At 50.7% G+C, this 12,221-nt stretch carries 8 protein-coding genes; 3 read left to right on the top strand and 5 right to left on the bottom strand.

Annotated elements, in window-relative coordinates; all coding sequences use genetic code 11:
- Positions 1–21 precede the first annotated feature (21 nt).
- Both BZG82_RS15145 and BZG82_RS15140 read left to right on the top strand, forming a co-directional pair.
- Complete coding sequence (locus BZG82_RS15145; RefSeq protein WP_077766225.1) at positions 22–903, top strand: LysR family transcriptional regulator; 882 nt, start codon at positions 22–24, stop codon at positions 901–903.
- A 128-nt stretch (positions 904–1,031) separates the two neighbouring features.
- Positions 1,032–3,197: a YgiQ family radical SAM protein gene (locus BZG82_RS15140; RefSeq protein ID WP_077766224.1), complete on the top strand. Its 2,166-nt coding sequence runs from the start codon at positions 1,032–1,034 to the stop codon at positions 3,195–3,197.
- Positions 3,198–3,274: 77 nt separating this feature from the next.
- On the opposite strand, the gene BZG82_RS16420 is transcribed toward BZG82_RS15140, so the two are convergent.
- The 3 genes from BZG82_RS16420 to BZG82_RS15130 form a co-directional block, all read right to left on the bottom strand.
- Complete coding sequence (locus BZG82_RS16420) at positions 3,275–3,430, bottom strand: hypothetical protein (RefSeq protein WP_157891173.1); 156 nt, start codon at positions 3,428–3,430, stop codon at positions 3,275–3,277.
- A 67-nt stretch (positions 3,431–3,497) separates the two neighbouring features.
- The gene (ydiJ, locus tag BZG82_RS15135) at positions 3,498–6,593 is read right to left on the bottom strand and encodes a D-2-hydroxyglutarate dehydrogenase YdiJ (protein ID WP_077766223.1); all 3,096 of its coding nucleotides are present in this window, start codon (positions 6,591–6,593) and stop codon (positions 3,498–3,500) included.
- A gap of 141 nt (positions 6,594–6,734) precedes the next feature.
- Entirely contained in the window at positions 6,735–8,216 is a 1,482-nt protein-coding gene (locus BZG82_RS15130; RefSeq protein WP_077766222.1) for a bifunctional NUDIX hydrolase/phosphatase PAP2 family protein, read from the bottom strand.
- Between the two features lie 50 nt (positions 8,217–8,266).
- Between BZG82_RS15130 and BZG82_RS15125 the strand changes: the two genes are divergently transcribed.
- On the top strand, positions 8,267–9,889 hold the full coding sequence (locus BZG82_RS15125; protein ID WP_077766221.1) for a VRR-NUC domain-containing protein: 1,623 nt from the start codon (positions 8,267–8,269) through the stop codon (positions 9,887–9,889).
- An 82-nt stretch (positions 9,890–9,971) separates the two neighbouring features.
- Here BZG82_RS15125 and BZG82_RS15120 read toward each other — a convergent pair whose 3' ends face one another.
- Together BZG82_RS15120 and BZG82_RS15115 are read right to left on the bottom strand one after the other, a co-directional pair.
- Positions 9,972–10,712: a PilZ domain-containing protein gene (locus BZG82_RS15120; RefSeq protein WP_077480091.1), complete on the bottom strand. Its 741-nt coding sequence runs from the start codon at positions 10,710–10,712 to the stop codon at positions 9,972–9,974.
- A gap of 101 nt (positions 10,713–10,813) precedes the next feature.
- Positions 10,814–12,103 carry a DUF945 family protein gene (locus BZG82_RS15115; protein ID WP_077766220.1) on the bottom strand — a complete coding sequence of 430 codons (1,290 nt, stop codon included), beginning with the start codon at positions 12,101–12,103 and terminating at the stop codon, positions 10,814–10,816.
- Positions 12,104–12,221 lie beyond the last annotated feature (118 nt).

Genomic DNA, 12,221 nt, shown 5'->3' with positions numbered 1-12,221 from the left:
ATCCATATCTATTATTTATACATGGACATTAAACAGCTGCGTTACTTTATTGCTGTCGCGGAGGCGGGGAGCTTTACCCACGCCGCACAGGAGCTTCACATTGCGCAACCTGCGTTGAGTATCGCGATCAAAAAGCTTGAACACCATCTTTCTATGCCCCTTTTCGTGCGCGGCGAGAAGCGGATTCAGCTAACGCAAGAAGGCCAAGTGCTGCTCACTCATGCGCATCGTGTGGTGCAACAGATGCGCGATACGGCCACCGCAATGGATGAGCTGAAAGGGTTGCAAAAGGGCGAGGTTCGGATTGGTGTGCCCGGTATGCTGGGTTCCTACTTTTTTCCGGACTTATTGATGGGGTTTCGGCGACGCTATCCTGACTTAAAGTTAACCATTATCGAAGCTGGCACCCATTCATTACGAAAGATGCTACTCGAGAGTGACTTGGATCTGGCGGTGATCACCGCCAGTGATGTGCCCTCATCGTTAGAAACCATGCCCCTCATTTCCTCGCAAATGGTTTCTGTGGTCAGTAAGGAACACCCACTTGCCGGGTACCAAACCCTCGACTATCAGACCTTTTTCGATCATGAGCTGATCATGTTTCGCCCCGGCTATTTCCATCGGGACTATTTGGATCATATTTGCCATCAATACGCGATACACCCCAAGCTGTCTTTGGAAACGAATTTGCTGGCGATGATTTTAAACATTGTGCGTCATGGCGTTGCGATTAGCGCATTGCTTGAGATGGTAACCGAGCATGAACATGGCATTGTGGGGATCCCATTCACTCAGCCGATTAACCTCGATATCTCAATGGCATGGCGTAAGGATGGTTATCTGTCTTTGGCTGATCGTGCCTTTATTGATTATGTGAAAGCCCACAACCCCTCCACACAATAGAGTACCCGCTGGGATCATTTGCCCCTATACTCCATGCAGGAATACCGCTAAAATCGCCGGCTAATTTATCGCCCGTCTTGGGGTATCCCCCATCCTCAAGGCCTCTGGGCTGACCAAGAGACGATAACGTGACACCAACTGCTATTTACGATTACACCCCCTACTGGGCCGCTTGCTTTGGACCGGCGCCTTTCCTGCCTACAACCCGAGAAGAGATGGATATACTCGGCTGGGACAGCTGTGACATCATCATTGTGACCGGTGATGCCTATGTCGATCACCCCAGCTTTGGTATGGCGGTGATTGGTCGCGCGCTTGAAGCACAAGGCTTTCGAGTCGGGATCATTGCGCAGCCTAATTGGCACAGCAAAGATGACTTTATGGCATTGGGTGAACCGAACCTGTTTTTTGGTGTTACCGCGGGCAATATGGACTCCATGATCAACCGCTACACCGCGGATAGAAAACTGCGTCATGATGATGCCTATACGCCTAACAATGAAGGTGGAAAGCGCCCCGATCGCGCTGTACTCGTATACTCACAGCGTTGTCGAGAAGCGTACAAGCAAACCCCGATTGTGCTGGGCGGCATAGAAGCCAGCTTGCGCCGTTTAGCACACTATGACTATTGGTCAGACAAAGTCCGTCGCTCTGTGTTATGTGATGCGAAAGCCGACATTCTGCTGTTTGGCAATGCGGAACGTGCCTTGATTGAAGTGGCTCACCGTCTTTCGCGGGGCGAAGCACTGGCTGATATGACACGGATCGCGGGGACAGCAGTGATGATGAAGCATCCCCCAGAAGGCATGGCCGAAGTTGACTCAACGCGCATCGATAGGCCGGGTAAAGCCATGGTGATGCCAAATCCCTACGCCACTGAAACGCAATGTGAAACGAGTAAGAAAGCTGAACCTGACGCAGCGAAACCGATCACGATTCGTCCTTCTCGCCACGATGCGAAAAATACCTATGTGCGTTTGCCGTCATTTGAGAAGCTCAAAAACGATCGCATTTTATACGCCCACGCCAGTCGCGTGATGCACTTAGAAGCCAACCCCTATTCAGCGCGCGCTCTGGCCCAACAACACGGCGATCAGCTGCTTTGGATCAATCCACCTCCTGTGCCACTGACTACCGAAGAAATGGATTACGTGTTTGGTCTTCCTTATGCACGTGTTCCTCATCCTAAATATGGAAAGGCGAAAATTCCCGCCTACGACATGATCAAAACCTCAGTAAACATTATGCGTGGGTGTTTTGGCGGATGCTCATTTTGCTCAATTACCGAGCACGAGGGACGGATCATTCAAAACCGCTCACATGAATCGATCATTGAAGAGCTCAACGATATTCGTGATAAAGTGCCCGGCTTTACCGGCACCATTTCTGATCTCGGTGGGCCTACCGCGAACATGTACCGTTTAGGCTGTTCGGACCCCAAAGCCGAGCGCAACTGTCGGCGACCGTCTTGCGTGTTTCCTAAAATTTGCGACAAGCTAAACACAGATCACCGTCATACAATTGATTTATATCGTAAAGCTCGCCAAGTCGAAGGGATTAAAAAAGTCTTGATCGCGTCAGGCGTCCGGTACGATCTCGCGATTGAATCGCCCGAATACGTGAAAGAGTTGGTCACCCACCATGTTGGAGGTTACCTCAAAATCGCCCCCGAACACACCGAGAAAAACACCCTCGATCTAATGATGAAGCCGGGGATGGGCGCCTATGAGCGCTTTAAAGCCCTGTTTGAAAAATACAGCAAAGAAGCAGGCAAAAAACAATACCTTATCCCCTACTTTATTGCCGCTCATCCCGGATGTACGGATGAGGATATGGTGCATCTGGCATGCTGGCTGAAAGAAAACGACTTTGAGTGTGATCAGGTGCAGAACTTCTACCCATCACCGATGTGTAATGCCACCGCGATGTATCACTCTGAGACCAACCCACTGAAGCGAGTGAAGTATAAAAAACGCGAAGATCTCACCGTCGCCAAAGGCGAGCGTCAACGTAGACTGCACAAGGCACTGTTACGTTACCACGACCCTGCTAACTGGCCACTGATCCGTGACGCTTTGGTACGTATGGGTAAAAGCCACCTTATAGGTAACGGCCCTAAATGTTTGATCCCGAAAGAAGACGCTCCAACTAAAGTGGGACGTCAGCGCCGCTCTGGACGTCATGGCACCCAGCGCTTTGCGACCAAACATCCGAATCAACCCGATATTCGTCGTCCCAGCGGCAAAAGCCGTGCGTCGGCCACTACCAATAAGCCGTCTCGCAAGCGTAAATAACCGTTTAGCGATAGGATCAAAAACGCCCCAACATCTCGCGATGGGGGCGTTTAACCGTTTGCCGAGCAAACAGGTCGTTAACGAAATAGCTCGGCGCCAATGACCATCAGCGCAAGCACGCCCGCAATCCCCCCGACAACCCACGCAATTTTCTTTTGCGTGCCCTCATCAAGGTACTGTGCCGCGGTGATACCAACCAAAACCAGCAAGATGATAACAATCGTTTTAAGCATCTGTTTTGCCTTCGTTTTTAGCCATTATTTCACTGTACGCGAAACCCATTTACGTGCAAGCTCAATGTTACTTTACGTGTTCAGTATGGACACGATCACTGCGGGTGCACGCTAAACGCAGCAATACCTGCAATGGATGCCGCAATTGTTGCTCACTAAACCGTTTTACCTGACTGCGACACGAATAGCCCGTCGCGAGGACTCGCTCCGCCGGCAATTCGGCCAACTTGCCTGACCAACTTAAATCGTAAATGGCTTGCGAGGTCTCACGCTTATCGGCTTCGTGGCCATAGGTACCCGCCATACCACAGCATCCAACCGATACCGGTTTTAGCTCGGCACCAAAGTGAGCGAACAGTTGTGCCCACTGCTGCTCTGCATGTGGCAATTGTGTTTTTTCAGTACAGTGACCAAACAGATACCAGGTTCCTGCGTCTATAGTGTCCGCTGGCGGCAATGCTGGCACCACTGACATCAACCACTCGTGACTGAGTTGAACGTTAAAATCGCCTCGTTTTTTGCCCAACGCTTCGCAGTATTCATCACGATAGCAAAGCACCAATGCCGGATCGACGCCCACCAAGGGAATATTCAGCGCAGCAAGTTGATTAAGAAACGCAGCGGTATTCTGTGCCGTTGCCCCAAACCGGCGTAAGAAGCCTTTCACATGCTGGGCCTTACCGTTGGGCTTAAACGGAACCAACATCGGCACTTTCCCCAGTTGGCGCGCAAGCTGAATAAGATCATGCACAAGCGGTGCTTCATAAAAGCTGGTAAACGGATCTTGGACAATCAACACATAATTTTCACGCTCTTGCGCAGACAGAGCTTGCAGCCAAGTTAGATCAAATTTTAGCGCATGATCGCCAGCCAAAGACGCTGCTAAGGTGGGCACCGATAACGCAGGCGTATCAGTATATCCCACCAATCTTGCCGTCAACCCTTGTGCCCAGCGGGGTTGAGTGACAGCGTTTACCAACTTAGGCGCTTTTGCCATCAGGGGCAATAACGTTTCAATGTTCGCCACGAGGTGGTCTTTGATCGGACGCGGGTAGCGGCTGTAATACAATTGCATAAACCGAGAGCGAAAGCTGGGAACGTCGACTTTAATCGGGCATTGGCTCGCACACGCTTTACACGCCAAACAGCCATTCATCGCTTCCATCACTTCGTGGCTAAAATCGTCCGCTTGCTTACGTCGAGTAAAATAGCGGCCAAATTTTTTCATCACCTCACGCACCGAAGGGGATTGGGTCATTAGGGCCTGTTCCACATCGAGCGGATCGACACCCTGCTCAGCCAATAGACGCAACCATTCCCGTACGATCCCCGCGCGTCCTTTGGGAGAATGGCGACGGTCGTAGCTAACTTTCATCGACGGACACATCGGTGACGCGGTGTCATAGTTAAAGCACAACCCGTTTCCGTTACACTCCATCGCGCCTTTAAAGCTGTCGCGAACCTCAACGGGGATTTGCCGGTCATAAAAACCACGCTTGGTGTCATCAACACGAACCAACGCATCTTCGCTATTAATAGGCGTACAAATTTTGCCGGGATTCATGCGGTTTTGCGGATCAAATGCCGCTTTAACTCGCCGTAATTGGGTAAACAAGGTGTCACCAAAAAACGCCGGTCCGTATTCAGAACGATATCCTTTGCCATGCTCCCCCCACATCAAACCACCGTATTTCGCGACCAGCGCAACGACTTGGTCTGACAGGGTTTTCATGATTCGCTCTTGTTCCGGATCGCACAGGTCTAGTGCGGGGCGAACATGGAGCACACCCGCATCGACATGACCAAACATGCCATAATGCAGATCATGGCTGTCTAACAAGGCTCGAAATTCACTAATAAAGTCGGCTAGGTGTTCAGGCGGCACACAGGTATCTTCGGCAAAAGGCACCGGCTTCGCTTTCCCTTTCGTCGCCCCGAGCAGGCCGACCGCCTTTTTTCTCATCGCATAGATCTTGTTGATCGACGCGAGATCGCGACAGATTTGGTAGCCAATCACGCCCTGTTGCTCGTGCTCAATCAAGGCATCCAGCTTGTCACAAAGAGCGGTAATTTGTTGATCAATATCGTCAGCGTCATTGCCTGCAAATTCCACCATGTTGATGCCATGCATGGTTTTGCCCGGCACGTCTTGCAACAAATCACTCACGGTGTGCCAGACAATGTCGTTGCGTGCCAAATCCAATACCTTGGCATCGACAGTTTCAACCGATAACGCCTTGGCCTCGACCATCATAGGAGCATTGCGCAAGGCAGAGTCAAAGCTGTCGTACTTGATGTTGACCAAGGTGCGCACCGTCGGGATCGGAGTAATGTTTAAGGTCGCTTCGGCAATAAAGGCCAGCGAGCCTTCCGCGCCGCATAAGACGCGGCAGATATCAAACCGACTCAATGCGTCATCATAGACATGCTTGAGATCGTAACCAGTAAGAAAGCGGTTTAAAGGCGGAAAGGTACGCGTAATCAAATCTCGGTGCTCTCTACACACCGACGAGACAGTCTCTAATGCACGACCGGCAAGATCGTCTCGCTCCATCGCATGATTTAATTGATCACTATCTAAAGGTTGCGTATCTAACACACTGCCATCGACGAGTACCGCCTTTAGACCCAATACATGGTCAGAGGTTTTCCCGTAACGAAGCGAGCCTTGTCCCGATGCATCCGTATTGATCATACCGCCAATGGTGGCGCGATTACTGGTCGAAAGGTCGGGCGAGAAGAAGAAACCGTAAGGCCGCAGGACATCATTGAGCTGATCTTTAATCACACCAGCTTGCACCCTGACCCAGCCTTGCTCTGGGTTTACCTCCAATACCTGATTCATGTGGCGAGAAACATCTACCACCACATGTTTCGTCAGTGACTGACCGTTAGTGCCCGTTCCGCCACCGCGAGGAGAGAATTTAATCGCATTGAAAGGCGGCGCTTGTACGGTGTGCCCAATGAGTGCGAGGTCGTCCACACTCGCGGGGAAAAGCACTGCTTGTGGCAGTGCCTGATAGACGCTGTTATCGGTCGCCACCGCCAATCGGCTCGCGTAAGTTGACTCAATATCGCCTTCAAAGCCTGCTTGCTGCAAAGCGGTTAGAAAATCAACGACGGCGGACGACAAGCCCGCCTGTGGGTGTATTGCCGGTATCATTGCTGTTCCTGTGCGCAGTATCCACCATGCCTGGTGTGACTTTTTGTTGTGCTGTCACTTTACCTTAACTCTACGCGCAGCCAAAGCGATCACCCATAATTCACCATCAACCCATCACAAAGCACCATTCGCCAAACGTAGCTATAACGATTGCATGCCTATTTTTCGGGCTAACCAACGTGCTAACTCAGGGCTGGCGATCAATGCCCAAGGCGGTATGCTCCAAATTGCCATGCACGTGAAAATCAGCAACACCCAACTGACCCCAGTTAACTGGCTGACACCATAAGCAATACCGAGAATGATCCCCGCGCCGAGAATAATCCACGCAAAAGTGAGTATTTTTCCGCCTCGTGTTTGTGCGGGTTTACGGGTTGGGAACAGCTTATGCCAAACTTGACCGGTATAAACGCCGGCCGCGAGTGCGGCAAGATACAGCAAATTTGGCAACTTCACCGCCAATGCTGCAAGCGCCAATACGATGCATACCAACAGCCATATCCGTGCGGTATTGAGCAGAGGACGCGCATTTTTTACCGTCAGACTATCGAGTTTGACGGTCACACTTGCAATGCCGACACCAATCAAGCCGCCAATGATGACATCACTGGCAAAGTGTACACCGAGGTACATCCGATTCAGGCCCATCAATACAATCACTAATACTGTCAGCGCCAACGCTCCATAGGCGGGCGGATGCTCAGCGCGCCGCTTAAGATACCAAGCCGTTGTTACCGCTGCCGCCAGTAAGGTGTGGCCGCTCGGTACTGTAAAACCTCTCGCATCACCGATTTTTAACTCGGGCCAAATAAAGAAAGGCCGAGGCATTGCAAAGCCGCTTTTTAGAAGGGTTGATACCGCGGCAGCACTGATCAGCAAAAACAACAAAGACAAGGCCGATTTATGGCCCCTGAAGACCAGAAATAGCGGCACAAAAGCAAGATAGAATGCCGTTTCCCCTAAAATATTGACCAGCCAAAAGACCTGAGTGGTGAACGAAGCCATAGTCTCGCCCATTGCGGCAACGGCTTGCTGGACACCCGAGACTAACCCGTACTGACTCACATAAAAGGCAGGGGCGAGTGCGCTAAAGTCTGCCAACGCGGTCACATCGCTGCTTGGCACTTTATCGACCAACGACCACAGTAGCGCTCCCCTATCATTAAATCGGTATTGATAGTCTTCAGCGTGCGCTTTGGGTACGAGTCGGGCTTCGTCAATTTCAGAGGCAAAGTTCGGCGCTAGCCACGCAGGCAAGATGCCAGTACCATCCGCTTGGGAGACAACCGGTAATGGGGCCAGGCTGCGACAATCAAACAAGACGCCGCGATGATCCTGATAGCGCACCTTACCAACATCGACGCGAATAGCGGTCTCTTCAAACACTTCTCGTGCTAATGCTTTTTGCGGGGATTCCGCAAGGCTTACACGGCCGCCCGGTAATCCATAGCGGCCACTGACGCGGTCTTTGACCAGCAGCAAGCGCCCTGCAGGATCAACCACCATACAGGCCACGCCAGCGATCCCTTGCTCAGGTGAAAACGTATTCTCTGCGTCGGCTAACACAGAACTCGACACCAACCAACTAACAACTGACAATAGTAAGGCGATACTCCGTTTCATTCGGCAGCTCCTGAATGCATGTGTCGTAACAAAACAAAAAAGGACAAAGGATGACGCAGCCTGACCCTCTTTCTCCCTATTATTATCATCATAACTTCCTATGCTTGATGGATTTAGTGTCTGAACGTGATTGGGATCTGCTCAATCACGCAGAGCGTCATTGGATCACCACCTTTCAACAGCTTAGCTTTAAGGCGCAATGTTTGCTGATCCGATTATTGATGCGTCGTCATGATTGGTTTGTCGCCGAAAAATTGGTGTATCACGAACTCGGCGACTTGTCTCCCTTGCTTGATGAATTGGCCACGCAGGGCTATATCCGCCTCACCCATCAGGCGGCCACCGAGGTGGTGCTGAATCTTCTGACCAAACCCCAAATGGCTCGCGCTTATCCGCAAGCAAACATGCCAAAAAGCGCCAGTAAAGCGCAATGGCAAGCGGCGATTCAAGCGACGTATGGCGACACGTTGACCAGCCCAACCATACTCATTGAGTGTCTGCAACCTGAGTTGTTATCCGTATTTTTACTGCTCTACTTTGGTAACTCGCGCCAAGATTTAAGTCAGTTTGTGGTGGCCGAGCTGGGCATTCAAACCTTTGAGGCTTATCCTCTCCGTCAATCAGAACGTCTCTTTCACTGTCGTGAACACATTGACCACTGGTTACACTTGTCGGCATTAAATGAGCATTATTGGCAAGCGAAAAAAGCCAAGCAACCCGATACCATTCTCGCCCTGACCGACCAGCTTCCCGCGCCGTACGCATGGCCACCACTGGAACGGAAACGCCAACGGTTAGTGAATCGCATTGCCCGTGAACACGAACGCCATGTAAACCTTGATACGGCGCAAATGCTCTATCAAACCACCAAACAGCCTCCAAGCCGTGAACGACAAGCGCGGATAGCCATCAAGCAAGACGATATCGACTTGGCCTCCACACTGATCGGCACCATGTTGCGCACCCCCCATGATGAGGATGAACGTGACATCGCCTATCGCCTCGCCCAACAAAAAGCCGTCCGACAACCTGGCAGGCTCCATGACTTGCCTGAAACATATACCAATGAAATACACACAGAGCACCTCCTGTTACCCTTACACGATCGCGTCGAGTGGGAAGTCGCCGATTATTATCGTGCCCAAGGTTGGACCGTCTGGTACAGCGAAAATTGCTTATTGAACGCACTTTTTGGCTTGTTTTTTTGGGACATCCTTTTTATGCCCGTCCAAGGGGCATTTCTTAACCCATTTCAACGCGGGCCACGTGATATATACAGTGAGGAGTTTTGTGATGCGCGCCAACCCGCCATTGACGATCGCCTCAGTGACATAGAAAACGCACGTAAGCTGATAAAGCAGCATTATGCAGAAAAGCACGGTATCACCAATGATTGGGTCCACTGGGGAGTTATCGAATGGCCATTACTGGACGCAGCGTTACGCGCGCTCTCCCCCCATCAACTCAAAGCGTGTTTCGAAAGGATTTTGTTTGATCGACGACACAACCGCAGTGGTCAGCCTGATCTTTTTATGTGCCGAGCCGATGACTATCAATGGGTCGAAGTAAAAGGGCCCGACGATACACTCCAGCACCATCAAAAACGCTGGCTGCATTTTTTTGATCATCATGCCATCAATGCAAAAGTCACCTATGTGCAGCGCTGCCCGTAGTAACAATAATGCGATTACTGGGCAACGCGTGACGGTGCAAGGCCTAGCCTAAAGAGAGATGACGATGTTTAGAGTGACACTGTCACTCATCACTTTCAACGGTGGGATTAAAAATGTAGCGTGAGCCGTCAAAGACTAAGCGTTTAATCAATTCACGACAGTGCTGAAGTCCCGATTGATCAAAAGACAAGCCGTAGCGCTGCATGCCCCACTTTTGTTGACGATTCTCTACTTGTCCACTCAGCACAAAACAGTCATCCCCGTGAGAAGGCCGGACTTGAATCGCGAGTTGGTGCTTCATTTCAAACACGGGAGCAATAGCATCAAAACTAAATCCACAACCACCGGCGGAGATATCGGTTAGGTTGACCGACAAACGTCGCTTCTCAAGTGGGATTTCACCTTTGACGTTGAGCTCATAACGGCTTTCTTTCCGCTGTTGAATCAGCTTGGCTTGCTGCGGTAATTCCACCAGCATAATCGCGACTGGCGACATCATGATGTGTGAGATCCGTGAGGCAAAACGAATTTTGGTGCCTTCGCCCTCATCCGATACGCCATCAACCGCAATGCGATACCCTTCGACAAAGAACTGATTCAACTGCTTAATGTTACGGGTGGGAATGGTAAAGAACAGTCGCTGTTCGCCATCAAAGCCAATGAAGGTACTCTGGCAGCTAAAAATTTGCCCAACCGGGGTTTTAATTTGTACGTGAGTGGCGGTGCCATGTTTAAGAAAGCCAACCGCACGTAAGCCAATCACGGCTTCTTCACGCACTGTTTTATACTTTTTGGCTTTAAGATCGGGGAGTGCTTGGGTCATGAATTATCTTATAGCGTTATAGTTATCAACTATTTATACAGCTAGCGAAATAAGGGGTCAACAATGGAGCACACTAAGACTGTGCCCCATCACTGATTGTGTTAGATCATTAACATCGCAAATAGCATCAGCGGCATCGACTCGCCATTACTAGACACAATTTGATTACCCTCAATAGTGGCAGTGAGCTCAAACTGTCCCTCATTCATCGTCGCGTATCCCGCTTTGATCAACTGCTGTTTTTTCGCCTGCCATTGCGGCTGGCTTAGCAATGCATCTGGCACGGTAATGTCGATATTGCCTGACAAACGGCTGACCAAGGCATTTAAGTCTAACTGCGCAGCGGCTTGTGGGTCCGCTTTGGCTAAGTTCAGCGCAACATTAGCGCTTACATCGCCATCCGGTAAGGTGATACTCGCCGGTGCAATATCTAACGCTAGTCCTTGCTGTAATAGCGTCATCATCGCTTGATCCAGTGCGTCAACTTGCTCTGGGTTCTCAAGATCAGATGATAGGCCGGCGATCGTCGCCATCGCCTGATAGTCTAGCCCTTTCGCATCAAAGACCAACGCGATGTTGCGCCATTCACTGTTATCCGGCAACGTAAATGAAGACACGGTAATGCGGTTTGCATTATCAATGCGCGCACGTGTGTTTTCGTCTGCATTGACCATTTGATTGCTGATCTGAATTTGACTTTTTCCGACTCGATAAGCTTGGTTGCTGGTATCAACCAGACGCATGCCTTCAACCGAAAATGCCTGCTCACCAATCCAAAGATCATCTTGTAAATAACCCCGTCCTTGACCCTTAGCCGTATCTATTTTTATCTGCTCGCCGTTATCGGCGTTCAGCGCCGCCGCTGGCCAGTTAAAATCAAAGGTAATTTCACCATCGCGCGCCAAGCTCCCCATCAAGGTGAGCTCGCTGGCTGTCAGATTCTTGCCTTCATTCGTGAATGAGAAAGGTGCGACGGTCAACTGATAATCCGATGCTCCTGTCACAAGCGTTTCCATATCCAAGCGGATAGGGGTCGGGTTACCCGGCCATAGTCGCTGGGTGAGTGTTTGTAGCTCGGGGGTCAACACTAAGGTATTGGTGGATGATACGCCGAGCACACCATGGGTGATCTCTGAGGAAAGATCATACTCACTGGGCAGACCCGCCTCTTCTAGAGCTAGCTTGACGTCACCTTTAAAGTGCAAACGCGTCACAGCGCGAGAATCAAGGTAACCGCGATGGTATTCCCGTTGTTCTACCGTAATGTCTGGCGAGCTAAACTGTGCCACTTCGCGTTCATACATAGATTGCGCGATTTGACCGGTGGCAAACGGCCAACATGCCGCCACCGCAACAGCGCCAGCCATGGCGCCGTATTTTCCTAGAAACATATCTTTTGCCCTCAAGGCACTCGAAAAGCTCTAGTGTAACCAAAAATAGACGGTGACGATAACACTGACATGGCATCCTGCGTGACGGGCGACAACCGCCGATATAGCAATCCGTATC

Source organism: Salinivibrio sp. PR5 (genome assembly GCF_001996085.1).
GTDB classification, from domain to species: domain Bacteria; phylum Pseudomonadota; class Gammaproteobacteria; order Enterobacterales; family Vibrionaceae; genus Salinivibrio; species Salinivibrio proteolyticus.
The sequence above is the reverse complement of the archived record's forward strand: the minus strand, read 5'-3'. Positions and strand labels throughout refer to the sequence as shown.